Origin of the sequence: Streptomyces sp. BF23-19 (assembly GCF_041106355.1) — a bacterium.
GTDB classification, from domain to species: Bacteria; Actinomycetota; Actinomycetes; order Streptomycetales; family Streptomycetaceae; genus Streptomyces; species Streptomyces virginiae_A.
This window is the reverse complement of the sequence record NZ_JBGBPT010000095.1, coordinates 9434-35181: the sequence shown is the minus strand read 5'-3', so window position 1 is coordinate 35181 and position 25748 is coordinate 9434. Positions and strand designations below refer to the sequence as shown.

The 25748-nt window shown below is 71.7% G+C and carries 19 protein-coding genes and 2 pseudogenes; 7 read left to right on the top strand and 14 right to left on the bottom strand.

Translation table 11 applies throughout. From position 1 onward, the window contains the following. Nucleotides 1-73: 73 nt before the first annotated feature. From AB8A24_RS36645 to AB8A24_RS36625, 5 genes are all read right to left on the bottom strand, one after another. Nucleotides 74-871: an ABC transporter permease gene (locus AB8A24_RS36645; RefSeq protein WP_328961241.1), complete on the bottom strand. Its 798-nt coding sequence runs from the start codon at nucleotides 869-871 to the stop codon at nucleotides 74-76. Further along, complete coding sequence (locus tag AB8A24_RS36640; RefSeq protein WP_369478661.1) at nucleotides 868-1881, bottom strand: ATP-binding cassette domain-containing protein; 1014 nt, start codon at nucleotides 1879-1881, stop codon at nucleotides 868-870. The genes AB8A24_RS36645 and AB8A24_RS36640 overlap by 4 nt, the downstream gene beginning before the upstream one ends. 46 nt (nucleotides 1882-1927) lie before the next feature. Further along, complete coding sequence (locus AB8A24_RS36635) at nucleotides 1928-2776, bottom strand: DUF4097 domain-containing protein (protein ID WP_369478660.1); 849 nt, start codon at nucleotides 2774-2776, stop codon at nucleotides 1928-1930. Nucleotides 2777-2904: 128 nt separating this feature from the next. After that, on the bottom strand, nucleotides 2905-3435 hold the full coding sequence (locus AB8A24_RS36630; RefSeq protein WP_328961244.1) for a YlcI/YnfO family protein: 531 nt from the start codon (nucleotides 3433-3435) through the stop codon (nucleotides 2905-2907). A gap of 170 nt (nucleotides 3436-3605) precedes the next feature. Then, a complete protein-coding gene (locus AB8A24_RS36625; RefSeq protein ID WP_328961245.1) occupies nucleotides 3606-3803 on the bottom strand; it encodes an acyl-CoA carboxylase subunit epsilon in 198 nt (65 codons plus the stop codon). A gap of 134 nt (nucleotides 3804-3937) precedes the next feature. Between AB8A24_RS36625 and AB8A24_RS36620 the strand changes: the two are divergent. After that, nucleotides 3938-4819 (top strand): annotated as a pseudogene (locus AB8A24_RS36620) (MMPL family transporter); the annotation flags it as partial. 61 nt (nucleotides 4820-4880) lie between these two features. On the opposite strand, the gene AB8A24_RS36615 reads toward AB8A24_RS36620, so the two are convergent. The 3 genes from AB8A24_RS36615 to AB8A24_RS36605 all read right to left on the bottom strand — a co-directional run bounded on the left by AB8A24_RS36615 (nucleotide 4881) and on the right by AB8A24_RS36605 (nucleotide 8164). Beyond that, nucleotides 4881-5312 carry a hypothetical protein gene (locus AB8A24_RS36615; RefSeq protein ID WP_328961246.1) on the bottom strand — a complete coding sequence of 144 codons (432 nt, stop codon included), beginning with the start codon at nucleotides 5310-5312 and terminating at the stop codon, nucleotides 4881-4883. Between the two features lie 161 nt (nucleotides 5313-5473). Next, nucleotides 5474-6421, bottom strand: a complete 948-nt coding sequence (locus AB8A24_RS36610; protein WP_369478659.1) for an NAD-dependent epimerase/dehydratase family protein — start codon at nucleotides 6419-6421, stop codon at nucleotides 5474-5476. A 54-nt stretch (nucleotides 6422-6475) separates the two neighbouring features. Next, the gene (locus tag AB8A24_RS36605; RefSeq protein ID WP_369478658.1) at nucleotides 6476-8164 is read right to left on the bottom strand and encodes a (2,3-dihydroxybenzoyl)adenylate synthase; all 1689 of its coding nucleotides are present in this window, start codon (nucleotides 8162-8164) and stop codon (nucleotides 6476-6478) included. 241 nt (nucleotides 8165-8405) lie between these two features. On the opposite strand from AB8A24_RS36605, the gene AB8A24_RS36600 reads away from it, so the two are divergent. Next, nucleotides 8406-10073, top strand: coding sequence for an MFS transporter (locus AB8A24_RS36600; protein ID WP_369478657.1), 1668 nt, complete (start codon nucleotides 8406-8408; stop codon nucleotides 10071-10073). An 83-nt stretch (nucleotides 10074-10156) separates the two neighbouring features. On the opposite strand, the gene AB8A24_RS36595 is transcribed toward AB8A24_RS36600, so the two are convergent. After that, nucleotides 10157-11170: a ketoacyl-ACP synthase III family protein gene (locus AB8A24_RS36595; protein WP_369478656.1), complete on the bottom strand. Its 1014-nt coding sequence runs from the start codon at nucleotides 11168-11170 to the stop codon at nucleotides 10157-10159. A gap of 193 nt (nucleotides 11171-11363) precedes the next feature. On the opposite strand from AB8A24_RS36595, the gene AB8A24_RS36590 reads away from it, so the two are divergent. Further along, complete coding sequence (locus AB8A24_RS36590; RefSeq protein ID WP_328961251.1) at nucleotides 11364-12038, top strand: TetR/AcrR family transcriptional regulator C-terminal domain-containing protein; 675 nt, start codon at nucleotides 11364-11366, stop codon at nucleotides 12036-12038. An 85-nt stretch (nucleotides 12039-12123) separates the two neighbouring features. Here the strand turns inward: AB8A24_RS36590 and AB8A24_RS36585 are convergent, their stop codons facing one another. Both AB8A24_RS36585 and AB8A24_RS36580 read right to left on the bottom strand, forming a co-directional pair. Further along, nucleotides 12124-12918, bottom strand: coding sequence for an SDR family NAD(P)-dependent oxidoreductase (locus AB8A24_RS36585; protein ID WP_369478655.1), 795 nt, complete (start codon nucleotides 12916-12918; stop codon nucleotides 12124-12126). 392 nt (nucleotides 12919-13310) lie between these two features. After that, nucleotides 13311-13619, bottom strand: a pseudogene (locus AB8A24_RS36580) (hypothetical protein); the annotation flags it as partial. Between the two features lie 184 nt (nucleotides 13620-13803). Between AB8A24_RS36580 and AB8A24_RS36575 the strand changes: the two are divergent. After that, nucleotides 13804-15948, top strand: a complete 2145-nt coding sequence (locus AB8A24_RS36575; protein WP_328961253.1) for a UvrD-helicase domain-containing protein — start codon at nucleotides 13804-13806, stop codon at nucleotides 15946-15948. A gap of 34 nt (nucleotides 15949-15982) precedes the next feature. Further along, a complete protein-coding gene (locus AB8A24_RS36570; protein ID WP_369478654.1) occupies nucleotides 15983-17254 on the top strand; it encodes an erythromycin esterase family protein in 1272 nt (423 codons plus the stop codon). A 104-nt stretch (nucleotides 17255-17358) separates the two neighbouring features. On the opposite strand, the gene AB8A24_RS36565 is transcribed toward AB8A24_RS36570, so the two are convergent. Then, nucleotides 17359-17739 (bottom strand): ArsR family transcriptional regulator, encoded by a 381-nt coding sequence (locus tag AB8A24_RS36565; protein ID WP_328961255.1) that lies wholly within the window; start codon nucleotides 17737-17739, stop codon nucleotides 17359-17361. Between the two features lie 97 nt (nucleotides 17740-17836). Here AB8A24_RS36565 and AB8A24_RS36560 point away from each other — a divergent pair, with 97 nt between their 5' ends. Further along, entirely contained in the window at nucleotides 17837-19117 is a 1281-nt protein-coding gene (locus tag AB8A24_RS36560; protein ID WP_328961256.1) for an MFS transporter, read from the top strand. A gap of 372 nt (nucleotides 19118-19489) precedes the next feature. Here the strand turns inward: AB8A24_RS36560 and AB8A24_RS36555 are convergent, their stop codons facing one another. Further along, nucleotides 19490-20134: a TetR/AcrR family transcriptional regulator gene (locus AB8A24_RS36555; RefSeq protein WP_328961257.1), complete on the bottom strand. Its 645-nt coding sequence runs from the start codon at nucleotides 20132-20134 to the stop codon at nucleotides 19490-19492. A gap of 190 nt (nucleotides 20135-20324) precedes the next feature. After that, the gene (locus AB8A24_RS36550; protein WP_369478653.1) at nucleotides 20325-24269 is read right to left on the bottom strand and encodes a type I polyketide synthase; all 3945 of its coding nucleotides are present in this window, start codon (nucleotides 24267-24269) and stop codon (nucleotides 20325-20327) included. A 408-nt stretch (nucleotides 24270-24677) separates the two neighbouring features. Here AB8A24_RS36550 and AB8A24_RS36545 point away from each other — a divergent pair, with 408 nt between their 5' ends. Then, on the top strand, nucleotides 24678-25703 hold the full coding sequence (locus AB8A24_RS36545; RefSeq protein ID WP_328961259.1) for a LysR family transcriptional regulator: 1026 nt from the start codon (nucleotides 24678-24680) through the stop codon (nucleotides 25701-25703). Nucleotides 25704-25748: the final 45 nt, after the last annotated feature.

Here is a 25748-nt window from a genome sequence, read left to right as displayed (position 1 = left end):
CTTCCGTGGTCCGACAACGCGGCGAGGTGCCGTACCGGGCGCCGTGACCCGGTGGACCTTTCCGGTCACAGCACTAGATCTTCGCCTCGCGGTTGAAGGCCGACCGGGCCCACAGGTAGCCGAGGGCACTGAGGGCGATGCCCCAACCGAGCGCGAGCCAGGCGCTGTTGCCGATCTCCGTGCCCATGAGCAAGCCGCGGAGGGTGTCGGTCATCGGAGTGAAGGGCTGGTACTCGGCGAACCAGCGCAGTCCGACCGGCATGGACTCCGGCGGGACGATCGCGCTGCCGAGGAAGGGCAGGAAGGTCAGCGGCATGGGTGCGTTGCTCGCCGCCTCCACGCTGCTGGAGCCGAGACCGATCGCCGCGGACAGCCAGCTGAGGCCGAAGGCGAGCAGGGCCAGGATGCCGAGGACCGCGAGCCACTCGACGACGGTGGCGCTGGGCCGGAAGCCCACCAGGAGGGCGACACCGATGACCAGGACCAGGCTGATCATGGTCTGGATGACATTGCCCACGACGTGCCCGGTCAGCACGGAGGACCGCGATATCGACATGGTCCGGAAGCGGTTGATGATGCCTTCGGTCATGTCCGTGCAGACCGACACGGCGGTCGAGACCGCGCCGGCGGTGGCGGCCATCAGGAAGATGCCGGGGGCCACGAAGTTGGTGTAGTCGCCGCGGTCGCCCGAACCGCCGCCCGGCAGTTCGATGCCGGCGCCGAGCGCGCCGCCGAAGACGTACACGAACAGCAGGAGCATCAGGATCGGCATCGCGACGATCGAGATCGTCATCGAGGGGTAGCGCTGAGCGTGCTTGAGGTTGCGGCGCAGCATCGTCATCGAGTCGCGCATCGCGTACGTGGTGCTCATCGGCGGGCCTCCCGCGTCGTGTCGGCCGGGCCGGGAACGGTGGCGGCGTGGTGGCGGGACCCGTCACCGGTGAGGGCGAGGAAGACGTCGTCCAGGTCGGGAGTGTGCACGGTCAGTGCGTCCGCCTCCACACCGGCGCTCTCCAGCAGGTCGAGCACGGCACGCAGCGCGGGGATGCTCCCGTCACTCGGGATCTGCAGGGCGAGCTTCTCCTCGTCGCGGGCGGCGGGAGCGAGGGCCAGCCTGCGGGCGGCGGCATCCAGTCCGGACAGGTCGGAGAACTGGAGGCGGATGTGCCCGCCGGGGATACGGCGCTTGAGCTCGTCCGCGGTGCCCTCGGCGACGATCTGCCCCTTGTCGAGGACGGCGATCCGGTCCGCGAGCTGGTCGGCCTCCTCCAGGTACTGCGTGGTGAGGAAGATGGTCACGCCTTGGGAGGTGAGCTGCTGGATCAGGTGCCACATGGTGCGGCGGCTGCGCGGGTCGAGGCCGGTGGTCGGCTCGTCGAGGAAGATCAGGCTCGGGTTGCCGACGAGGGTCATCGCCAGGTCCAGCTTGCGGCGCATGCCACCGGAGAAGGTGGAGGCCATCTTGGAGGCCACGTCGGTGAGTTCGAACTGCCCCAGTAACTCGGCGGTGCGGCGCCTGCCCTCCGCCCGGTCCAGGTGGTGCAGGTCCGCCATGAGCAGCATGTTCTCCTCGGCGGTCAGCAGCCCGTCCACCGCGGCGAACTGGCCGGTGACACCGATCCGGGCACGAATGGCATCCGCGCTCCGCTCCAGCGAGTGCCCCACCACAGTCGCCTCGCCGCCGTCGGCGGCGATGAGCGTGGAGAGGATCTGGACCGTGGTGGTCTTTCCGGCGCCGTTCGGACCGAGCAGCGCGAAGATCGTGCCCGCCGGTACATGAAGGTCGATCCCGTCGAGTACGACCTTCTCGCCGTACGATTTGCGCAGGCCGACTGCGCTGATCCCCGTGGGCGGGGCCATCTGTTCGGTCGTGGCACTCATCGTGCCCCCCTCCGTTTCGTAGCTGTCGCGAGGCAGAGCTCTGGCGTCAAGCTCCGTGCGCACGCTGGATGGTGATGTCACCGAGGCTGGTCCTCGCGTGCACCTTGACGGTCTCCGCGCCCGTCGCGGGGCCTTCGGCGGAGCCGAGGGTGCTGTGGACCGTTCCGGCCTGGGAGTTGATGTCGAGCCAGGCGGCAGTTCCCTGGCGAATCCCGACTTCGATGGTGCCCGCCTTGGTCTGGAGCTCCACCGTGCCGCGCGCCACGTCCTCGATGCGTACGTTGCCGTTCGAGCTCTTCGAGGACACAGACCCTTGCGCGCGGCCGACCGTGATGTTTCCGTTGGCGACCTTCAGTCGCAGATCGCCCGCCACGTCGTCCAGCCACGTGTTGCCGTTGGAGTTCTTGATGTCGGCCTTGCCGCCGACCGTGCGGACCCGGATCTCGCCCGATCCGGTGGTGATGTCGACATCGCCCGCCGCCGTGTCCACCTGCACGTCACCGTGTTGAGTCTTCAACCGCACCGGGCCGGCCTGGTCGAGCCGGATGTGGCCGGCGCTGGTGCGCACCTCGCACTGGCCCAGCGTCCCCTTGCAGCTGATGTCGCCCAGCTCCAGCGTCCCGTGCAGCCGCGAGCCCTGGGGCAGCGCGACATCGACCGTGACCGCCCCGCGAGCGCTGAACAGCCCGCGCGCCCTCGGGGTGCGGATCGTCAGCGTGCCGTCGTCGAACGCGACGTGGGTCTCCTCGGCGGCGCGGATGTCGTCCTTGTTGCCGGCGGTGCGCGGGTGGATCTCGACCACCGTGTCGGTGCGGTCCGTGGCACTGATCCGGGCGACTCCGACCTCGACGTGGATGGTCGCGGTGATGGGTCCCTCGGTCTCGTAAGAAGGCATGGCTGTCCCGTCCTCGTGAGTCTGGTGGTCGCCCCCGCTGCGGGGCCGTGAAGATGTCGCGAGAGTGATCGGCCTCTCGCCCGCCGACGCGGTGTTACGGGGCGGGCCGTGGCCCCGTACTGCCCGGCCTAGCTCACCCAGCCCGTGAAGCTCTTGCCGCCACTGCTCCGCCGGGACGCCGCCCCCTCGCCCTGGCGTCCGCCGCCGGGTTCCAGGGCGCCCGAAACGGCCCTGACGATCCAAGCGTTGAGCGAGAGCCCCTCTCGCGCGGCCGCCTGCTCCGCACGCGTCTTGAGATGGCCGGGGAGTCGGAGGTTGATCCGTGCGGTGCCGCTGTCCTCCCCTTCCGGTACGGGCGGAACGGCGGACGGGGCGTGCATCTCCTCGAAGCCCTGCGCCGCGAAGGGCTCCTCCTTCGGCGGCGCGGTGACGACGAACTCGGGCTCGAGCCCGCGCAGCCGCACGTCGACCGACCCTGGGGCGAGCTCGCGGGTGACCTCACCCATGGCGTCCGACAGGGCGCTCAGCAGGATGAGTCTGGTGGCCGACTCCAGCGGCGCGGTGATGCGCTCGGCGAGGGCGCGCGCATCTTCGCCACCGGCTTCGGCGGCTACCGCGAGCTCGTTGCGAAGGCTGGCGACATAGGGCGTGAGGTCCATGCCCCACAGCATGACACACGAATGGCGCCATGGCGAGCCAATCTGGCGCCACATGTGCCATCGTTCTCGAAATCGCAGGTCAGCGCGTGTGCCACGACAGAAGAGGACGGTGTCGAAGTGACACCACGCCGACGGCGGGGGCCCGGCCGCGGCCGGGCCCCCGCGCCGCGTCACGAGGTCCAGGAGACCTCCGGGCGGGCGGCGCCTTCGGGGAGGGACCATACGGCGCCGGGCGTCCGGTCGGCCGGGGCCGGAGGTTCGGGTGTACGCGTGACAGCGAGGAGCGCCGTGACGACCGCCGCCAGCTCCGCCGGGGTCGGGGATCCGCTCAGGACCCGCAGGAAGGGGTCCGTGTCCGCCGCGCTCACTGGGGCTGGTTCCCGTGCTTGCGGCGCGGCAGCCGCGTGTCCTTGCGGCGCAGCACCGCGAGAGCGTCGATGAGGCGCGAACGGGTCTCCCCGCTGCCGGGGACCACGAGGCCTTGGACTCCCTGGTCGGCCGCCTCAGGGAGGTACCGGGCGTCGCCGAGGTCGCGGCCCTGCCCGCGAAGCCCGACGCGACGGTCGGCGTCGTCCGCGTCGTACCGACCACCTCCCCGCAGGCCGAGGAGACCGACCGGCTCATCGACCGGCTGCGCGCCGACGTGATTCCGCCCGCCGAGCGCGGTACGACCCTGCGCGCCTACGTCGGTGGCCAGACCGCCCTGTTCAAGGACTTCGCGACCGTACTCGGGCACCGGCTGCCGCTGTTCATCGGGGTGATCGTGGCCCTCGGGTTCGTCCTGCTGCTGCTCGCCTTCCGGTCCATCGTCGTACCGCTGACGGCCGCCGTGATGAACCTCGTCGCCGCGGCGGCGTCGTTCGGCCTGCTGGTGGCACTGTTCCAGTGGGGCTGGGGCGGTGAAGCCGTCGCCGCGGGCCGCGCCGGACCCATCGAGGCGTTCCTGCCCATGATCATGCTTTCGCTGCTCTTCGGACTCTCGATGGACTACCAGGTGTTCCTGGTCAGCCGCATGCACGAGGAGTGGGTGCAGTCCGGGGACAACGCCCGCGCCGTGCGGGTCGGCCTCGCCGAGACCAGCCGGGTCATCAACTCCGCTGCCGTCATCATGATCTGCGTCTTCAGCGCGTTCGTGCTCACGGGTGAGCGGCAGATGGCGATGTTCGGGATCGGGCTCGCGGGTGCGGTCGCGATGGACGCCTTCGTCCTGCGTACCGTGCTGGTACCGGCGCTGATGCACGTACTGGGCCGGGCCAACTGGTGGCTGCCGGCCTGGCTGGACCGGTGGCTGCCGCACGTGGCGGTGGAGCCGGCCGAGGAGCAGCCCGTGCTCACCGCGCCCGAGGACCGGCGGCAGCCGGTGGGAGCGGGCGACCACGCCTGAGCCGAGCCCTGCGGAGCACGACGAAGGCCCTGTCCCCCGCTGATCGGGGACAGGGCCTTCGTCAGGAGGCCTGGCGGCGGATGGCGTCGAGGAGCAGCGCCTGGCGCAGTGGGCCGTCCGTGTCGATGTGGTGGCCCGTGCGGACGGCGTGGGCGAAGGCCCGCAGGGTGGCGACCGCCTGGTCCGCCGGATCGAGGACGAATTCCTCGTGATTCCCGCCGCGTTCCAGCCGGATGACCGGCCGGTGGTCCGCGGGTGGGGTGAAGACCCGGTCCACGGTGATCCTCCCTTCGCTGCCGCAGAGCGCGTAGGCGTTGCGGTAGGCGTGCCGCATGCCGAAGGAGAGGCGGGCGAGCACCCCTGAGCCGGTGCGCAGCAGGGCCGCGCCGCCGGTGGCGACCTGGTCCCCGGGTGCCCGTACGAGGGCCGCGCCGGCGGGTCCCCGTCGAGCAGGTGGAGCGCGGCCCGTACGGGGTACACGCCGACGTCCCACAGGGCTCCGCCGCCCAGCTCGGGGCGGAGTCTGATGTCCTGCTCCGGCAATACCGGAATGGAGAACTCCGCATCGAGCGTGCGGAGCTCACCGATGGCGCCGGACGCCACGAGCTCGCGTACCCGCGCGTGCTGGGGGTGGTGGACGAACATGACGTTCTCCTAGCCGAGCAGCTCCCGGGCCCGGGTCACGTCGGCCCGCTGCCACGTGAGATCGCCGCGGCCCCCCGTACGGGGGCCCTCCTCGGCCACCGCAACGGCGAGGCCGCTGAGTTCGACGAGCCGGTCCACCAGCTCCCGCACGCCGACGGCCTGCCCGCTCCCGATGTTGATCACCTGGCCGCAGACGCCGGGCGCACCGGCGGCGGCGACCACGGCGTCCGCCACGTCACGCACGTCGACGAAGTCGCGACGGGCCCGGAGCGGAGCCAGCCGCAGCGCGGGAGGGGCGCCGGCGGTGCGGGCGGCCCGCGCCAAGTGGTGGGCGACGCCGCCGAGCAGGCTTTCCGGTGGGGCACCGGGCCCGGAGACGTTCGCCACGCGCAGCACCACCGCGTCCGCCTCGCCCGCCCTGGCGGCCTCCAGGACGGCCTGGGTGCCGAGCAGCTTCGTCCGTCCGTACGGACTGACCGGCTCCGTCGGCACGTCCTCCGTGATCCACTCCCCCGGCGGGACAGGCCCGTACTCGTGGACGGATCCGAGGTGTACGAGTCTGGGCCGACGGGCCAGGGGCCGCAGGGCCCGGAGGATGTGCCGGGGCAGTTCGGCGTTCAGCTCGCCCATGCGTGCCTCGGTCACGCCCCAGACCGCCCCCACGGCGTTGACCACGGCGTCCGCTCCGGCGAAGAGCCGGGTGAGCTCGGCCTGCGGCGCCGCGAGGAGGTCGAGGGCGAGGAACGCGGCATCGGTGGGTCCGGGGTCGCCCGGGCCTCCGGGGCCGGGAGCGCTCGGGGCGGGGGCGCGGCGGGACACCTGGAGCACCCGCGCTCCGGCGGCGGAGAACGCCGCGTGGAGATGCCGTCCCACGAATCCGGTGGCGCCGAGCACCACGACCACCGGCCGGTCCGAGGGGCGTGGCCCCGGCCCGTCCCACGGGTCCTTCTGCGCCACCGCGCCCCTCCTTCGACCGGATGCCGGAATCGGCCCGAGCGTGCACGCACCGCCTCAAGTCCCGCTGGAAGCCGACTGCACGTCCCGTACGGCCACCTGCTCCCGCAGCGCCTTCTTGTCGGTCTTGCCCACGGGGGTCAGGGGCAGTGCCGGGAAGAGCTCCAGCCGTTCGGGCGTCTTGTAGCGGGCCACCCGGCGGTCGCGGAACAGGGTGCGGATCTCGCCCAGGGTGAGCGCCGCGCCCGGGTTCAGGCTCACGCACAGGCACACCCGCTCCCCGAGTTCCGGGTCCGGTACGCCGATCACCGCCGCCTGGTGGACCTGCGGCAGGCTGTCCACCAGGTTCTCCACCTCCTTGGCGTTGACCTTCTCCCCGCCGCGGTTGATCAGATCCTTGATACGGCCCTGGACCACCAGGTGTCCCGAGGGGAGCCGGGAGACGACGTCGCCCGTGCGGTACCAGCCCTCCGGCGTGAAGGCCCGCCGGTTGTGCTCGGGTGCACGGTGGTAGCCGCGGATCGTGTACGGACCGCGCACCCACAGCTCACCGGCCCTGCCGTCCGGCACCGCCGCGCCGTCCGCCCCGACCACCCGCACCTCGTCCCAGGCACTGAGCGGCCGCCCCTGGGTGGTCACGACCAGCTCGTCGGGGTCGTCGTCCCGGGTGTAGCAGAGCAGTCCCTCCGCCATGCCGAAGACCTGCTGGAGGCGGCAGTCGAGGCCGGGGCCGATCCGCCGGGCCAGTTCCGGACCGAGCGGCGCGCCGCCGACCTGAACGGTGCGCAGCGTGGCCAGGTCGGCGCGGTCCGCCTCGCCCCGCTCGATCGCCGCCATCCACCGCTGGGCGACGGCCGGAACCGCTGCCGTGACGGTGACGCCCTGCTCGCGTATCCACCGGAACGCGGCGCGGGGCTCCGCCGACCGGGCGAGTACCACGCGCCCGCCCGCGTGCAGCGTGCCCAGGACGCCGGGGCAGGCGAGGGGGAAGTTGTGCCCTACGGGGAGCACGGCCAGGTACACGGTGTCCGGGCCGAACCCGCACGCCTCGGCGCTGAGGCGGGCGTTGCACAGGTAGTCGTCATGGGTGCGGCCTATGAGCTTGGGGGTGCCGGTGGTTCCCCCGGAGAGCAGGAACAGGGCCACGTCCGCCGGATCGGGGGCCGATCCGTCCAGCCGGCGGCGCCGTTCGGCGGGCGCCGGGCCCGGCCTCGCGAGGTCCCTCAGCGGCACGCTGTCCGGGTGGCGTGGTTCGCCGGCCACGAACACCCGGCGCAGCCACAGGATCCGGTCCACGAGCCGGTGGGCGAGCGCCTCGTGGTCGTACTCGCGCCAGACGCCCGGCACGATCAGGGCGGCGGCCCGGGCGGTCCGCGCCAGCTCGGACAGCTCGTGTTCCCGGTGCGCGGGCAGGGCCAGCACCGGGGCGACGCCGATCCGCGCGCAGGCCAGTACGGCGACCACGAGCTCCCAGCGGTTGGGCAGCTGGACCAGGACCGTGTCGCCGCGCAGCAGGCCGTGCGCAGCGAGTCCGTCGGCCAGCGCGTCGGTGCGCAGGGCCAGTTCGGCGTAGGAGATCGGGCCGTGCTCGTCGACCAGGGCCGTGCGGTCCGGGTCGCGGTCGGCCCACTGCCAGGGGAGGTCGCCCAGGAGCTGTCCCTGCCAGAGGCCGGCGCTCCGGTAGGCGTCGGCCGCCTCCGGGGGCCAGGGGGCGGTCCCCGGCGGGGCCACGGTCAGCGGGGTCATTCAACTCTCCTTCGCCTCGGCGGGTGCGTGGCGAGACCTTCGGCGGGGGCGCTCGTCCGCAGGTCGAGCGCAGCTCGACCTGCGGTCTCCGGAGGATCCGCCGGGATCCCCTCCGGTATCCGCTTGCGCGGTCCACTCTCCTCCGGTAGTAATTGAACACCGACCAATTGGTCACTGTTCAATCCGTCATCGTTCCCTCCGCGCCGGCGGCAGCGTGCCGTCCTGGACCAAGGAGATCTGCATGGCCACCCCGACGGTCGCCGCCGAGGCGCCGAACCCCATGGCCGACACGGCCAAGACGTCACCCCGGGTCGTATGGGCCCTGGTCGGCGTGCTGCTCACCGCGTTCCTGGGAGCCCTCGACCAGACGGTCGTCTCCGTCGCCGCGTATCCCGTCGCCCAGGGGCTCGACCCGGAGAACGGCATCCGGCTGATGCCCTGGCTCATCACCACGTACATGCTGGGATCCACCGCCACGCAGCCCCTCTACGGCAAGATCGCGGACGTCTGGGGCGCCAAGCGCGTCTTCGTCACGGCGACCGCGCTCTTCCTGGCCGCCTCCGCCCTGTGCGGCGCGGCCGCGTCGATGGAGCAGCTGATCGCCTTCCGCGCGGTCCAGGGCATCGGGGCCGGCGGCCTCTACAGCGTCTCGCTGATCCTCATGGCCCGGGCCGTCCCCGCCCGCCAACGCGCCAAGTTCCAGGGGGTCGCCGGGTTGATCATCGCCCTGGCCACGGTATTCGGTCCGCTGATCGGCGGCTTCCTCACCGGCGACAACACGCTGTTCGGCGTCGCCACCTCGTGGCGCTGGCTCTTCTACGTCAACCTGCCCATCGGCCTCGCCGGCCTCGCCATGGTGATCACCCTGCTCGAACTGCCGGTCGAGCGCCGCAAGCACAGCATCGACTACCCGGGAGCCGCCCTGATCGCCGCCGGCACCTCCGCCTTCCTGCTGATGACCACATGGGGCGGGGACCGCTACGCCTGGTCCGACCCGGTGATCCTGGCCCTCGGCGGCGCCTCCGCCGTTCTCCTCGTCCTGTTCGCCTGGCGGCAGACCCGGGCGAGCGAACCGCTGATGCCCCTGCGGCTGTTCCGCGAGCGCACCGTCGCCGTCGCCACCCCCATGCTCTTCGTCGTCGGCTTCGCGCTGATGGGCGTGATCACGTACGTCGCCCTCTACTTCCAGCTCGTACGCGGTTACAGCGCGACGTCCACCGGCCTGCGGATGATGCCGATGATCGCGGGCATCGTGGTCACCTCGATCGGCTCCGGCATCGTGATCTCCGCACGCGACGGCCGGTACAAGATCTTCCCCATGGCCGGCACGCTGCTGGCCGCCGCCGGACTCGCGGTACTGGGCCTCCTGAAGGCCGACAGTCCGTACGGGCTCCCGGCGACCGGACTGTTCCTGCTCGGCCTCGGGCTGGGGCTGCTGATGCAGGTCCTGGTCCAGGCCGTGCAGAACTCCGTGCCCTCGCCCGACCTCGGGACCGCCACCACCACGGCCACCTTCTTCCGCACGATGGGCCAGTCGTTCGGTGCGGCCGTCTTCGGCGCGGTCCTGGCCGGCCGGTTCGCCGCGAAGCTCGCCGACAGCTCCGTGCCACAGCTGAGCGGTGGCGGCGTCGAGCCCGATCACCTCGTCTCCCTCCCGGAACCGGCCCGTTCCACGGGACTCGGGCTCTACGTCGACTCCATGGACACCGTGTTCCTGTGCGCCGCGGTGGTCATGCTCATCGCCTTCGCCCTGTCCTTCTTCCTGCGCGAGATGGAACTGCGGGAGATCGACGACATCGAGGCGATCGCGAGCGAGCTGGGAGACACCCGGCTTCTCGACACGCAGGCGGGTTCCGCACCGCAGGCGGGTTACGCACCGAAGGCGACCGGGCCCGCCACGACCGGATGACCGAGTCGCCGCACGCGAAAGGGGTGGGTACCGGAGAGGACTCTCCGGCACCCACCCCTTCGACCACCCCTTCGACCAAGAATTCACGCCCAGTCGGGGCTGTGCACGATCTCCACCACGGCAGCCCCGATGGACAGGCCCGGGCCGACTCCGATCATCAGCACCCGGTCCCCGGCCCCGAGGGCGCCCGCCACGACCATCCGCTCCAGGGTCAGGAACTGGTCACCGGCGCCGAGATGCCCCATCCGGCTGCCGAACTCCCAGGCCGAACGGGACATGGGCAGCCCCAGGGGATCCATGAGGCGCTCCTTGGCGTGTGCCCGGGCCGTGTTGACGGACACCACCCGGGTCACGTCGGTCAGCTCCGTGCCGGACTCGTCGAGGACCCGGGCGAGCAGTTCGTCGCGGGCCTTGCCCAGCAGAGCCGGTACGTTCGCCGCCGCGGCCGTCGCGCGGAACTGTCCGGCGCGCCGGCCGAAGTCCAGCGGACGGCCGACGGTGGCGCCCGGGGGGAAGAGTGCCTCGTCGCCGCGGTGCAGCTGCTCCAGCTCGGGTACCGAGACCGTCGCCACCGACCGCAGCCGGGCGAAGCCGGGGCGCCGGGTGAGCAGGACCGCGCTGCCCGAGTCACCCAGGTACGAACCAGGGTGCGCGGTCCAGCGGTCCACCAGGGCGGAGTTGAAGTTCTCGGCGGCGGTCAGCAGTGCGCTGCCGCGGGCCGCGTCCGCGCGCAGGTGGGAGATGGCCAGCTCCAGGCCGGTGAACATGCCGTTGCAGCCCTGGCGCAGCTCCACGGCCATGGCGTGCGGGTCGAGCTCGAGCTCACGCTGGAGGTAGGACTGCGGCAGCCAGCCGTCCGGTCCCTGGTGGAACACGGACACGTGGAACAGCAGATCCAGGGTGGACGGATCGGCGCCGGCCCGCTCGAACGCCTGCCGGGCCGCGCGTACGGCCATCTCCGGCGGGGAAAGCTCGCCGGCGACCAGTGCGCCGGTCAGCCCGTCGGGGGGCGGGCTCCCGCCCTCTCCCGCCGGCCGTTCGACGAAGGGCGGCAGAAAGGCTCCGATCCCCCCGATGTATACGTCGTCGATCCGCACAGTCTCCTCCTCGGTCGCCGGTCCGGCCCACTGCCGGACGGCCGGCCGAGTCTGCTCCGGCGGCCTCGAGCGGCCCTTGAGACCGGGCTGTCACGATGCCTCGGCCCACACCGTTCGCCGCGACCCGCACACCTACGATGACGTGCCACGATGACAAGCAGAACGGGCCGTACGAGAGAAATGGCGGATTGACATGCCCTTGCAGCGTTCCGAAGTGGTCGACATGGCCCTGAAGCTGCTCGACGACATCGGCCTGGACGCCCTCAGCACGCGACGGCTCGCCGGGGAGCTCGACGTACGGCCCGGGGCGCTGTACTGGCACGTCGCCAGCAAGCAGGATCTGCTCGACGCGCTGACGGAGAAGATCCTGGACGGGCTGCCGGAGCTGCCCAGCGCACCGGGCACGAGCTGGCGCGACGAGGCGCGGGGGCTGGCCGCGGGGCTGCGCGACGCGCTGCTCGCGCACCGCGACGGTGCGCGGCTGCTGGCCGGGGCGGTGTCCCCCGGCCCCAACCGGCTCGCCATCGCCGACCGGATGATGGGCGCGCTGAGCCGTACCGGCGCCCCGCTGGACGCGGCGGCGTACGGCAACGACACGGTGATGAGCTACATCACGGGCTTCGTGCTGCAGGAGCAGAGCGAGTCCCTGGACACCTCGGAGGTGGACGAGAGCCAGCGCGAGGCCCTCTTCGACGCCGAGCGCTACCCCTACCTCGCGGTCTGGGCCCGCTCCTGGACGCCCGACAGCCGTCGGCTGAGCTTCGAGGCGGGGCTGGACATCCTGCTGGAGGGGCTGTCGGTGTACCTGGCACGCGAGGCGGAGAAGGCGCCGCACCCACGCACCGGCCCGGGGGCGTCGTCGAAGTAGCGCCGGCCGTGGCGGGTCCGGACGTGAGTCGACGCCACGGTGGCGGGGAGGCACCCGCCAGCAGGGCGGGCGGGTGCCGGTCGGATCAGGTGCGGGCCGCTCGTTCGCGGGCCGCGGCCGCCCTGCTCCCGGCCCGGTGGAGCTGGGCCTCGTACCCGTCGGGGCAGACGGCGACCTGGGGACCCGGGCGGTGGACGAGGATGCGCTCCAGGGCGGCGATGCCCTCGGCGGTCGCGAGCCAGCCACGTACGGCGCCCCGGGCGGCCTCGGTCTCCGCGGGCGGGGCCGCCATGCCGAACACCTCGCCCCACAGGGTCCAGTTGATCGCGACGACCTGGCGGGCATCCGTGTCGGCCGCGGCGGCGTAGGAGTCCAGAAAACGGTTCGCGGCGATGTACGCCCCGTGGCCGTAGGCGCCGCTGAGGTTCTGGACCGAGGAGAAGAGGACCAGGAACCGCGCGTCGGGGCAGAGTTCGTCCAGGGCCAGGGTGCCCCCGGTCTTGGGGGCCAGGACCCGTCCGGCCGGTTCGGGGGCGAGCAGGTGGAGCCGCGTGTCGTCCACCACGCCCGCGAGGTGCAGAACACCGTCGATCCGGCCCGTTTCCGCGCGCGCCTTGCCGATGACCTCCGCGAGGAGGGGGCGGTCCGCGACGTCGCAGGCGAAGGCGAGGACCTTGGCGCCGGAGGCGCGCAGCCGAGCGAGTTCCTCGGCGGGCCGGTGCCGTCCCGCCCCGGCGGCACCGTCGGGGGCGCCGCCGCCGTCCGGAAGGTTCCGGCCGATGAGGACGATCGACGTGTCCGGTACCTCCGCGATACGTCGGGCCAGCGCGAGGCCGATCGCCCCGAAGCCGCCGGTGATCACGTAGGTGCCCCCTGGCACGAACGGCGAGTGCGGCGGCGCCGCACACCCTGTCCCACGCGCCACACCGTCCCCGTGGAAGCCGTATGACTCATAAGCGAGTCGGGGGACCCTTCGACGTCCGACCGGACGAAGGCGACAGGTGGATCGGCGTCGGCGCGTACCCGATCGAGCACGGAGATGCGCAGGATCGAGGAGGCCTCGCAACTCAGCTTCGGCCGACCGGCCGACCGGCCGCACTACAGCCGCTCGTCGTGGGAGCGATTCCTCAACGGGGAGCAGCTTCCGACCGCCGTGGCCGCGTACACCTCCCGTACGGCGGAAGCCGAAAGCTCCACCGCACCGGAGGTGTACGGCCGGATCGGTGAGGCGCGCGGGGGCCCCGCACGGCCCGGGTCAGAACGCGGCCCGGGTCAGAACACGGCCCGGGCACTCTCCTCGTCGAACGGACGACGGGCCTCCGCGAGCGCCACCTCGTGCACGAACCACTCCAGTACGGCCTGGATCTCCTCACCGTGCGCGGCGAAGACCTCCAACGGGAAGGAAGGACGCAGGTCGAGCTTGGCCTCGGCCAGGTCGATGCCGTCCACGGCGTTGAAGCGCTCCATCAGGGCACGGCGCAACGGCTCGTCGTCGAAGGGCGGTCGGCGCTTGAGGTACTGGAAGACCACCTCGACCGTGCCGCTGACCGGATAGATCGCGATCGGCCACACCGCACGCGACGCGCAGCCGGTAGTGGAGCGGCACCTGGAACTGCTGCTCCCCCTGGACCAGCTTGCTGAAGGTCGTCTCCTGAGCGTGCACGCCCGTCCTCTCCCCAAACCCTCGGTACCGACGAGCCATTGTCGCCCCGTACCGTACGGTGATCAGTCGAAACGTCGGCACGCGTACGACCCGGGGGCACACATGGCGACGCTGGGAATCCACAAGGACTTCCTCCTGGAGTTCGCCCGGCTGGAGAAGACCGTCCAGAAGCGGGTCCACGAGGTCTTCGACAAGTTCCGCGAGCATCGCCATGCCGGGCTCCACCTGGAAAAGCTGGAGAACCCCCGCGACCCGCGGATCCGCACCCTCCGCGTCAACAAGTTCATGCGCGGGGTCGTTCTCGCACCGGAATCCGGAGACAGCTTCCTTCTCCTGAAGGTCATGGCGCACGACGACGCCATCGCCTGGGCACTGAGCCACCGGGCGACGGTGAACTCGGCGACCCACGGCATCGAACTGCGCGACGACATCGCCCTGGAGCGCGCCGCCGCCGACGTGCGGTACGCCGCGCACGTGGCGGAGGCGCGGCTCTTCGCCGAGGTCGCCGACAAGGAGCTGATCCGCCTCGGTATCGATCCCGATCTGCTCCCCCTCGTACGGAACCTCAGCACCGAGGCTCACCTCGACGCGCTCCGCAAGATCCTTCCCGAGCAGCAGTACGACGTGCTCGCCGGCCTGGCCGCGGGGCTGAGCCCGGAGGACGTCTGGCGCGAGTCCGTCGCCGCTCAGGCCGAACGCGCCGCCGGCGCGGCCCAGCAGACGCCCGCCGGGGACGAACTCGCCGCCGCGATGGCCCGATCGCAGGGGCGGATCGCCCTGCTCTCCGGCCCCGAGGAGTTGCTCGACGTCCTGTCCCGGCCGTTCGACGCGTGGCGGGTCTTCCTGCACCCCAGTCAGCGGCGCATCGCCTACCACCCCTCCTACAACGGGCCCGCCCGGGTGACCGGTGGCCCCGGCACGGGCAAGACCGTGGTGGCCCTGCACCGCGCGCTCCACCTGGCGCGGCAGCTTCCGGACGACGCGCCCGACGAATCGGTGCTGCTCACGACCTACACCCGGAACCTCGCCACCGACCTGCGCCACGGACTCGAACTGCTCATCCCCGACGAGGCGCTGCGCGCGAAGATCCGCGTCGTCAACGTCGACGCCCTCGCGAATCAGCTCGTCCGCGAGGACCGGGGCGCCCCGCTGTCCATCCTGACCGGCCAGAAGGAGATCAACTCCCGCTGGAACGCCCTCGCCCGCAGGCTCGGTCTCGACTACAGCGACGTCTTCCTCGACCAGGAGTGGCGGCAGGTCGTCCTGGCCCAGGACCTGCGCTCGCCCGAGGCCTACCTCAAGGCGTCCCGCAGCGGCCGGGGCACCGCGCTGAGCCCGCTGCGGCGGGCCCAGGTCTGGCGTGCCGTCGAGGCGTTCACGCGGGAACTGCGCCAGGCCGGCGAGTGGACCTTCCTCCAGGTGTGCGCGGAGGCCACCCGGCTGCTGGAGCCGCGTACCGACCGCCCGTTCCGCCATGTGGTGATCGACGAGGCCCAGGACCTCCATCCGGCGCAATGGCGGCTGCTGCGGGCGTCGGTGGCACCCGGTCCGGACGACCTGTTCATCGCCGGCGACACGCACCAGCGCATCTACGGGAACAAGGTGTCGCTGCGCGGCCTCGGCGTGAACGTGACCGGAAGATCCCATCGGCTGCGGATCAACTACCGCACCACGCACGAGATCCTGCAGTGGTCGACGTCCCTGCTCGACCGGGAGCACCCGGACGACATGGACGGCGGGACCGAGTCGCTGGCGGGCTACCGGTCCGTGCTGAACGGCGCGCACCCCGAACTGCGGGCGGCGAGCACCAAGGCCGAGGAGATCGCGGAGCTCACGAAACACATCGCCGCGTGGATGGCCGACGGGGTGGAAGCGGGCGACATCGGGGTGGCCGTCCGCTACATGCAGCTGGGCAAGGAGATCGCGCACGCGCTGGAGCAGGCCGATCTGCCGGTCCGGATCCTCGGTGGCACGCACGGGTCGGGCGACGGCATCAGCATCGGGACCATGCACCGGATGAAGGGCCTGGAGTTCCGCTGCGTCGCGGTCGCCGGTGTGAGCGACAGCGTCGTTCCGCTGCCTTCGGCCCTGACACCCGTGGAAGTGGACGCTCAGCAACACCAGGAGGACCGCCTGGGCGAGTTGAGCCTGCTGTTCGTCGCCTGCACCCGCGCACGCGAGACCCTGCGGGTCTCCTGGAACGGGGAGCCCAGCCCGTTCCTCGCCGCGTGGCGGGGCCAGGAGTAGGCACACACACGCACGCGAAAAGGGGGACATCACCATGTCGAACGCCATCGAAGGCTGGTTGGCGGCGCACGCGCGGACCCTGGACACCCTGGACCCGGGCGCTCCGCACGAGGACCTCGAACCGCTGCGCGAGGTGCTCCGGGACGTGCGGATCGTGGGGCTCGGTGAATCCACCCACGGCACCCGGGAGTTCTTCCGGCTCAAGCACCGCGTCCTGAAGTTCCTGGTGCGGGACATGGGATGCACCGCGCTGGCCATGGAGGCCGGCGAGTCGGCGGCCCGCGCCGTGGACGCGTACGTGTGCCACGGCGTCGGGGATCCCGTCCGGCTCATCACCCGGCTGGGCTTCTGGACGTGGCGCACCGAGGAGATGCTCGACATCGTCGAGTGGATGCGCGCCCACAACCGCGGCGTGCCGGCCGATCGGCGGGTGCGGTTCGTGGGCATCGATCCGCAGCTGGCCGCCGATTCGGTCGCGGCGGTCGGCTCGTACCTGGGGCAGGTCGCGCCGGAGCGGGCCACGGACATGGCGGAGCTGGAGGTCCTCGCCCGGGCCCGGCCCGGCACCGGCCCGGACCCGGAGCAGCGCCTGCTGCACCGGGCACAGGCCGTCGCCGGGTTCCTCGACGGCAACCGGGCGAAGTTCGCCGAGCTCACCTCACCGGAGGCGGTGGCCGAGGCCGTCGAGCACGCGCGGATCCTGTGCCGGGCGGCCGACCTGGTGACGCGCTCCCTGGATCCGGGGTCCCCGCAGGACAACGTGTTCGGCGTCCGCGACCGCTACATGGCCGAGGCCGTCGTGCGACTCGTGGCGGGCGGCGGCGACGGCGGGACCGAAGGCCCCGTGGCGCTGTGGGCGCACAACGGCCACATCGCGAAGGGCGTGTACGGCAACGGCGTACCCGCCCTCGGCAGTCACCTGCGCGCCCGCTTCGGCGACGGCTACTACGCGCTGGGCCTGCTGTTCGGGAAGGGCTCCTTCCGGGCGCGGAGCGCCGGCCGGACCCAGGGCCCCGGCGTCCGCCACCGGATCGGCACGAGTCTGCGGTGCGTGGAGGGCCGGCTCGCTGCCGCGGTCCCCGGGAACTACTACGTCGACCTGCGGGCCGCCGACCCGTCCTCGGAAGGCGCCCGGTGGCTGCGCGAGCCGTCCGCCCAGCGCAGCTTCGGCGCCGCTGTGCCGCGCCTGACCTACCGCTTCCACATCGCCCCGCTCACGCCGGCCGAGGACTACGACGGACTCGCCTTCGTCTCCCGCTCGACCTGCTCCCGCCCGCTACCGGACCTCGACCCCGAGAAGCCCTGACTCCACGAAGCCACTGCCCCAGGCGTCAAGGCGCCCACGTGACCGGTCGGCGGTGCCGGGCCACGGTGCGGTCGCCCCTGAAGACGGCGGCTGCCGTGGCACCGCTACCGCGAGGCCGGCGTCCAGTCCGCGACGAGGTCGAGGAGTCCGGGGAAGCGCGCGTCGAGGTCGTCGACGCGTACGTGGCTGCGCCGCTCCAGACCGTACTGCCGCTGCCTCGTGATGCCCGCCTCGCGCAACGCCTTGAAGTGATGGGTGAGGGAGGACTTGGGGCGGTCCAGGCCGAACCACCCGCAGGAATGGTCGAACTCCTCGGACTCCAGGAGGAGTTTGCGCACGATCCCCAGGCGCAGAGGATCGCTCAGCGCCCCCAGCACCGTTTCGAGCCGCAGTTCACCCACCGCCGGTTCGGCAAGGGGCTCCGGGAGCCCGGCAGGCTCCGGCAGCACCTTGATGGTGGTCGCTGATCGCGTCGACGCCGACATAGGCCACTCCTTATAACCCGAATCCTATGTACGACTTGAATCGTACAACATGCTAAGTTCGACTTAACTCGTACATACCTCGACGGAGGAAACGCTCATGTCGGAAAGTCGAACGGTGCCCACGTACGCGGCGAGCGGAGCGCGGCACACCAAAGCGGCGCAGACGGCACAGGGCTCGGGCCCGGCCACCGCCACCCCGGCTCCCACCTGGTGGGTCTGGCTGGCCGCCTGGCCCGTCACCGCGGTGTTCATCCTGTCCAACGCGGCCACCCCGCTGTACGTGCTGTGGCAGAAGGACATCGGTTTCTCCAAGGGCACCCTGACCGTGATCTTCGCGTTCTACATCGTCGGACTGCTCGGGTCCCTGCTCGTCTCGGGCGTGGTCTCCGACCGGCTCGGCCGCAAGCCCGTGCTCCTCCCCGCTCTCGCCCTCGGCGTCGCGGCATGCGTGATCTTCGCGACCGCCTCGTCGGTGGCCGCGCTGATCGTGGCCCGTCTGTTCACCGGCATCGCCGTCGGCGCCGTCGTCTCCGCCGGCATGGCCGCGGTGACCGATGTGGCCGGGCAGGCGCGCAAGCGCCTCGCCGCCCTGCTCGCCTCGTGCGCCATGGTCTTCGGCGCGGGCCTCGGCCCGCTCCTCGCGGGCATCCTGTCCGAGACGGCGCCGGCGCCCACCGTCACCGTCTTCCTCGTCGAGATCGCGCTGCTCACGACCGCGATCCTCGCGGTGCTGCGCATGCCCGTACGTCGACCCGCCGCACCCCCGAAGGGCGCCTGGGTCCGCATACCGGGCGTACCGAAGGGCAACGGCCTCCAACTCGTCCTCGGTATCGCGGTGTTCGCCCCCGGCATCACCGCCACCTCGTTCGTCCTCTCGCTCGGCCCCTCACTCCTGTCGGGCCTGCTCGGCACCACCAGCCGGGTGGTGGCCGGGGTCATGGCCTTCGCGATGTTCCTCTCGGCCACCGGCGTGCAGTTCGCCGTCCAGAAGTTGCGCCGCCGCACCATCCTGATCACCGGGGCGGCCGGCACCACCCTCAGCATGGCCGCCCTCGCCGTCGCCGTGCACTCCTCGTCGGTGGCGGTCCTCATCGCCTCCGCACTGCTGGCCGGCGCCGGGCAGGGGATGGGTCAGCTGGGCGGGCTCTCGCTGCTCAACTCCACCGTGCCGCCGCAGCGCCTCGCCGAGGCCAACGCGGCGCTCAACGTGGGCGGTTACCTTCCCGCCGGCATCCTTCCGGTCTCCGCCGGCTACCTGAGCGACGCCGTGGGCCTGACCACTGGGGCGACCGTCTTCGCCGCCGCCCTGACCGCCCTCGCGGTGATCGGCGGCCTCGTGGTGATCAGCACCCGCCGCCGGGCCCCCGAGCCCGCCTGAGCCCCTCCACCGCAGACCGCCGTACGGCAGTGCACCGCAGCCCCCTGCGGTGCACTGCCGTATGCCGGTACGGGTGGACGCCCCGACCTGGCCCCCGGCAACACCGCCCGCCGCGCACACAGCGGACAGGATCGACGCGCCCGAGAACGCGGCCCGACGTGTCCGAGATCGTCGAACGGGCCGGACTCCCCCGGTCAGCGGCCCATTCCGCTTCCGGGGCGGGTCCGGCCCGTTCGGCCATCGCCCGGCCCCGCACGGGGCCGGCGCCGGCGTCTCCATCAAGGTTCAGGACAGCGGTCCAGGACATCCGACAGAGCTCCGCGACTCGGCGCCTTGCACCCCGCGCGCTTCACCCGCCGAGAAATCCGCTCATCACCGGGCAGGCTGCCGCACCTTCGGGGCGGATCGGATTCCGTGCAGAATGATCGAGCACACGGCGTTCAACTCGGTACGCAAGTCCATTTCTCCCCCTTTCTCCTGCGACCAGCGATAGAGCGTGCCCAGGTAGACGTCCCTGAACAGCAGCCCGACACGCAGAGAGTCGGTCTCATCGGGAATCTCGCCCCGCTTTCGCGCCGACTCGATCACGCGTGCGAATATCTCGCCGGCGAACGGCTCTTCCTGCATCGGACGACCGGCCTTCACCCAGGCCATCAGCATGGCCCGAGTGACGTCCCGCTCCTCCTCGTTGATCTCGCACAGGACGTCCACACATCGCTCCAGCGTGGACTGGAGGCACACCGGCGGCTCACTCTCCGCGCCGCCGAGGCCGAGCGTGAGCCGGACCCGGCGCCGCTCCCCCCACGTCGTGATGAGATCCTCCTTCCGCTGGAAGTGGTTGAAGAAGGTGCCACGGGCCACGTCGGCCTCTTCGGCGATCTCGTCGACGGAGGTGTGTTCGTACCCCTTCACCGTGATCAATTTGATCGCGGATTCGTACAGGTGATTCTTGACCCTCTGCTTATTGCGCTCGCGCCGTCCGGGGAGGGCCTGGGCAGAGGTGGCTGAGTCGGTCATTTTGTCCCTGCTTGCTTTTAAATGCACGGGCCTCGTAACCGCGCATTGCGGCGCGCGAAGGCACGGCGGAACTCCACGACATGAGCCCACCTGAACTACGTGTACCACGATCTATCATTGGTCGCCAGTACACGGATCGGGTAGGGCGCGAAGAGGGGCCCCGGACGGCTGATACCCCCTCTCGCTCCCCTCAGGCGGCATCGTCCGGATCCTCTCGCATCTGGGCCAGCAGTGCCTCGGTCAGGAATGCGGCGCTCTCCTCGCCCAGCAGCCGGTCGACCGACATGTCGAGTCCGTAGTCCCTCCGCAGCTGCACCCTCAGGCGCGTGGCCATGAGGGAGTCGAGACCGTACGCACTGAGCGGTCGCCGGGCATCGATCCGCTCGGGCGACGTGCCCAGCAGTCGCGCCGCGCTCCGGACGAGGACATCGCTCCCGCCCGTCGGTCGCGGGGGCGCCTCCCGCCCCGAAGGGGCCGCCGCTTCACCCGGGGGAGGACCGGCGGGGAGCGGCCGGGGCACGGTGGTCAGGGAGCGCAGGGCGTCCGTCAGGGAGGACGCGATCCAGCGAGGCAGCCGGCTGCCGTCCTCGATCAGGCGGACGGCGAGTTCGGGAGCCCTCAGCACCAGGCGGACGGGGTCGGCCGACGGGCGCTGGGGCCGCTCGGCCCGGCGCAGGCGGACGCCGAGGAATTCGGCGAGAAGGCGACCCTCGTCGTCGACGGCGACGACATCGGCCCGCACGGTCCCGGCCTGCGTGCCCGGGGTGCGCCGGGCGTGGACCCAGAAGTTCTCGGGGAGTTCGGCGCGGAACCGGACCCGCTCGAAGCCGACCGGGAAGTACGGGTCCGTCTGCGGCAGCGCCGCCAGGAGCGGGTGCAGGCAGATCTCCCAGCTCGCCTGGTGGAAGCCGTCCGGGCGGCGCAGCTGGGCGATCGCCTCGCCGTTGCGGGACCAGATGTGTCGCACCGCGCGGAACGAGGGGTCCACCTCGTAGCCCCGCGCCTCCAATTCGCCGATGAACTCCCGCTCCGAGCGGTACGTGCGGCACTGGGCCAGCGCGGCGTCCATCGCCGCACGCGCCAGGGGCGGTTCGTCCTCGGCGAGGGTACGTACGGAGGCCGTGAGGCACAGCTCGGCTTCGCCGCCCGCCTCGTCGGGCAGGGCGTGCACGGAGGCGGGGTGACCGCCTCGCACCGGTTCGCCCAGAACGGCCCGCAGCGTGACCGTCTCGTCGCGGCGCGCGGTGAGGTCCACGAACACCTCCCCGACGCGCGCGTCCTCGACGACGATGCCCGTGCCCACGTTCCCCAGCCCGGCCGAGACGGCCGCGTCGTGCAGGATGCGCAGGTGGGTGGCGGGCGGAAGCGGCGCAAGTCCGTGGAGTCGTACGCCTGCGGCCCGCCGGTCCAGGACGACCTGCTCGGAGTACCGGCCCGGCACGGAGGCCTCCCGGCCGGCCGGGTCCCGCCGCAGGTGCTCCTCGTCCCAGGCGTACGTGGGCAGTTCGACGGCCGGGGTCTGCGCACGGAACCAGCGCGCCCACCGCACCTGACCGCCGTGGGCGAAGTATCGGCCCAGCGCCTGGGCCAGCAGCAGGTGTTCGTCCTGGTGACGTCGGGTGGACGTGACCGTGGCCGACTCGTCTCCCAGGGTCCGAAGGGTCTCGCGCAGGGAGGTTTCGAGGACCGGGTGGGGGCTCACCTCGACGAAGACGTGGGGCCCCTGCTTCGCCACCTGCCGAACCGTCTCGTGGAAGCGGACCGGTTCGCGCAGGTTGTCCATCCAGTAGGCGGCATCGAGCTCCGGCCCCTCGACCGGTGCGGCACGCACGGTGGAGTACAGGGCGGTGCGGGGCACGGCCGGGACGAGGTCGGCCAGGGCGTCGAGGAGTTCGGGCCTGATCCCTTCCATGGCGGGCGAGTGGGAGGCGACGTTCACCTGGACCGGGCGACTGAACACCCCTTCCCTGTCGAGGCGTTGACGTATGGCGTCGAGAGCCGCGCTCTCGCCGGCGAGGACGGTCGAGCTCGGTCCGTTCTCGACGGCGACACAGACCGCTCCGGCCGTGGCTCCGGCCGCCCGCCGCGCCTGCTCCCCCGAGAGTTCGGTGGCCAGCATGCCGCCCTGCCCGGCGAGGCGCCGCATCAGCCGGCTGCGCCGGCAGATCACCGCCGCCGCCTCGCGCAGCGTCAGCCCACCCGAGACACAGGCCGCCGCGGCCTCCCCCATGCTGTGGCCGAGGCAGAGGTCGGGCTCCACGCCCATGTCCTTCCAGTGCGCGGCGAGGGCGACCTCCATCGCCCACAGCGAGGGCTGGACCTTCTCCACCTCCACCGGGAACTCCTGGTGCGTCGAGGTGAGCAGGTCGATCACCGACCAGCCGGTCTCCTCCGCGATCGCCTGGTCGCATCGGCGCATGGCCTCGCGGAACGCGCCGGACGACTCCAGGAGCGCGCGCCCCATGCCCGGCCACTGGGAGCCCTGTCCGGGAAAGACGAAGGCCGTACGGCGAGCCGACCCGAAGCCCGCCTCGCCGAAGCCGGCCCGGTCGCCCTCCTCTCCGTCGGCCAGGGAGCTTAGGGCCTCGGCGAGTTCCTGGTGGTCGGCGCCAACCGCCCAGAGTCGATAGGTGTGTTGTTCGCGTCGGAGTGCGGCCGAGGCGCAGAGGTCCCACAGGGGGAGGTCCCGACCCGGGCCGCGCGGGCCGAGGAAGTCGGCGTACTTGCCGGCCAGTTCACGCAGGGAGCGGTACGAGCGGGCGCTCAGGACGAGCAGGTGGGTGGGGCGTTCCGGAGGGAGCTGGGTCGCCCCGTGCTCCGGTTCGCGCTCCTGCGGGACGTGTTCCGCCACCACGACATGGGCGTTGGTGCCGGACAGACCGAAGGAGCTGACGCCGACCACGGCCCGCTCCCCGGCCGGGTCGAGCGGCGTGTTGCCGGTCACGAGCTCGACGGGGCAGTCGTCCTCGGCGAGCAGCGGGGTCGGCGTGGTGACGTGCAGCGAGGCGGGGATCACGCCGTTGCGGACGACGAGGATCGACTTGATCAGACCCGCGATGCCTGCGGCGGCCTCGGTGTGCCCGATGTTGCTCTTGACCGAGCCGGTCCTGGTCCGGCGCCCGCTTCGGGGGCCGCTCTGCCGCAGGGCCTGGGCCAGAGCGCGCAGCTCGACGCCGTCGCCGACCGAGGTTCCCGTTCCGTGGGCCTCGACGTAGTCCAGGTCGGCGGGGCTCAGACCGGCGCTGCGGCAGGCAGCCTCCAGCATCTCGACCTGTCCGGCCACCGCCGGCTGCAGCAGAAGTCCGCTGGCCCGGCCGTCATTGGTGACGGCGCTGCCCGGCAGGAGCGCATGGACGCGGTCCCCCGCGCGTACGTCGTCGAGCCGCTTCAGCACGACCACACCCACACCTTCACTGCGTACGAAACCGTTCGCGTCGGCATCGCCGAACTTGCAGCGGCCGTCCGGGGAGAGCATCGCGGCCTGCGAGTAGGCGATGGCGTCCCGCGGAGACAGGATGACGTTCACGCCGCCGGCGACGGCCACGTCGATCTCTCCACCGAGCAGGCTCTGCCGGGCCGCGTGGACCGCGACCAGCGAGGAGGAGCAGGCCGTGTCCAGGGTGATGCTCGGCCCGCGCAGGTCAAGGGCGTATGAGATCCGACCTGCCGCCATGGCCCGCAAATGACTTCCGGTCGCCTCGCGGAGCGACTGCTCGGCCGTGCCGTCCTCACGGGCGTAGTCCGAGGTCGCCTGGCCGATGAAGACGCCGCAGCGACTGCCGGCGAGGGACGAGGGGATGATGCCGGCGTCTTCCAGCGCCTCCCAGACCACCGGCAGCAGCAGGCGGTGCTGGGGGTCCACCGAGGTGGCCTCCGCAGGGGAGATGCCGAAAAAGGTCGCGTCGAACGCGAACGGATCGTCGAGGAACCCGCCGTGCCGGGAGACAGTCCGCCCGGGCACCCCCGGCGTCGGGGAGTGCACCGCTTCCACGTCGAAGCGGTCACCGGGCACGGGGACGACGGAGTCCGTGTTGGCCATGAGGTTCCGCCAGAACTCGCCGACCCCGGCGGCCTGGGGGAACCGGCACCCCAAGCCGACGACAGCGATGGATATATCGGAATTTAACGCATTCACGAGAGAGCACACCTTCGGGGTGAAGTAGGCAGAACCGCTGCGGGCGCTGACGGCACGAATGGCATGGATGAGGGGTCCAGTAGTCGAGAGTCTGATCCAACATTGGACTCAAGGTCAATTTTTTTGACCCCCGCGCCTTCGACTCCGGGCCCGATGTGGCGTACGTCATAGATCATGGATCAAAAATGGTTGCTGGTATAACTTTGGTCTTGCGTAGACGGAAGAGGGGGGCAGCCGCTGCGATCCGGCAGGGCGGCGAGGTGCGTCGACGCGGCGAGCGCCAGGAGGCGGGCCGGCGCGGGACGAGGCGGCACCGACATGCCCACGCGGGGCGACACATCGCGGACCCCCAGCATCACGACAGCCAGTTCACCCCCGGAACAATCTGCGAAAGGGCATGTGAAGCCGATGAGCGTGCTGGACGAAGGGATCGCCCCGTTCCCGCTGGAACAGCCGGCCGCCGAAACGGTCCCCTCGGACCAGGAGCACGACGGATTCATTCAGGCCGTCACCCACGCCGAAGACATCGACGATTTCGACATGCGCCATCTACGGTATTTCCTGACCGTGGTGCGAGCAGGCACCGTTTCCGCCGCCGCGCAGGAGCTGCACATATCCCAGCCGAGCCTCAGTCAGCAGATCAGGCGGCTTGAGCGGAGAATAGGGGCGCCGCTTTTCATCAGGAGTTCTCGCGGTGTCGAATTGACGGCGGGCGGTCGGGCATTCCTGCGGGAAATCCAGAGCATCCCGGGCCAGTTGCGGACCGCCATCGCGGCGGCCACCCCGGCCCCCCGCGCCTGGCCGGTCGGCGTGTGCGGCGGAGTGCCGGCCGAGGTGCTCGCTCAGGTGCAGAACGGTCTGGTCGGCTGCGCCCGGATCCGTCAGGACCCGGCGCGGCCGCGCCTGCGGATGCGCTCCGTCGGCACGGTGGACCAGCTCGAACTGCTGCGGCACGGCGAGATCGAGTTCGGCATCGTCCGACTGCCGTGCCCGGCGCCCCACCTGGTGCGGGCCGTCGTCTGGGACGAGCCGCTCGGGATCGTCATGCGCCCCGACCACCCATTGGCCGCGCACACCGCGCTGACCTGGGCTGACCTCGCCACCCAGCGACTGCTCTGGTACGAGCGCGGGTGCGCCCCGGGTTACGCCGAAACGGTGCCTGTACAGCTCGCCGGTCTCGGCTGGAACGCCCGGCTGCACCCCATCGACCACGACCAGCAGGCCCTGTTCGTCCACGCGCTCCAGACGACCGCCGATCTCGTGGCACTGCGCCCCAGACTTGCGGTCCAGGGCGATCCCCAACTCGCCTGGCGCCCCCTGCCGGCCGGCGTGGCCCCGCGCGAGCGGCTCGCGGTGACGGCTCTCGCCGGCAGTCGCGCGGCCCATGTCCTCCGTCGCGTCGCCGCCCGACACGACTGGCCCTACCTCCCCTGAAACCCGCGGATTCACCACACACCGGCGGGTGGGCCGGGGCTCCCC

Excerpts from the sequence above, each read along its gene's own strand:
- AB8A24_RS36645 (WP_328961241.1), bottom strand. The coding sequence starts at position 871 with ATGAGCACCACGTACGCGATGCGCGACTCGATGACGATGCTGCGCCGC.
- AB8A24_RS36640 (WP_369478661.1), bottom strand. The coding sequence starts at position 1,881 with ATGAGTGCCACGACCGAACAGATGGCCCCGCCCACGGGGATCAGCGCA.
- AB8A24_RS36635 (WP_369478660.1), bottom strand. The coding sequence starts at position 2,776 with ATGCCTTCTTACGAGACCGAGGGACCCATCACCGCGACCATCCACGTC.
- AB8A24_RS36630 (WP_328961244.1), bottom strand. The coding sequence starts at position 3,435 with ATGGACCTCACGCCCTATGTCGCCAGCCTTCGCAACGAGCTCGCGGTA.
- AB8A24_RS36605 (WP_369478658.1), bottom strand. The coding sequence starts at position 8,164 with ATGACCCCGCTGACCGTGGCCCCGCCGGGGACCGCCCCCTGGCCCCCG.
- AB8A24_RS36600 (WP_369478657.1), top strand. The coding sequence starts at position 8,406 with ATGGCCACCCCGACGGTCGCCGCCGAGGCGCCGAACCCCATGGCCGAC.
- AB8A24_RS36590 (WP_328961251.1), top strand. The coding sequence starts at position 11,364 with ATGCCCTTGCAGCGTTCCGAAGTGGTCGACATGGCCCTGAAGCTGCTC.
- AB8A24_RS36575 (WP_328961253.1), top strand. The coding sequence starts at position 13,804 with ATGGCGACGCTGGGAATCCACAAGGACTTCCTCCTGGAGTTCGCCCGG.
- AB8A24_RS36570 (WP_369478654.1), top strand. The coding sequence starts at position 15,983 with ATGTCGAACGCCATCGAAGGCTGGTTGGCGGCGCACGCGCGGACCCTG.
- AB8A24_RS36565 (WP_328961255.1), bottom strand. The coding sequence starts at position 17,739 with ATGTCGGCGTCGACGCGATCAGCGACCACCATCAAGGTGCTGCCGGAG.
- AB8A24_RS36560 (WP_328961256.1), top strand. The coding sequence starts at position 17,837 with ATGTCGGAAAGTCGAACGGTGCCCACGTACGCGGCGAGCGGAGCGCGG.
- AB8A24_RS36555 (WP_328961257.1), bottom strand. The coding sequence starts at position 20,134 with ATGACCGACTCAGCCACCTCTGCCCAGGCCCTCCCCGGACGGCGCGAG.
- AB8A24_RS36545 (WP_328961259.1), top strand. The coding sequence starts at position 24,678 with ATGAGCGTGCTGGACGAAGGGATCGCCCCGTTCCCGCTGGAACAGCCG.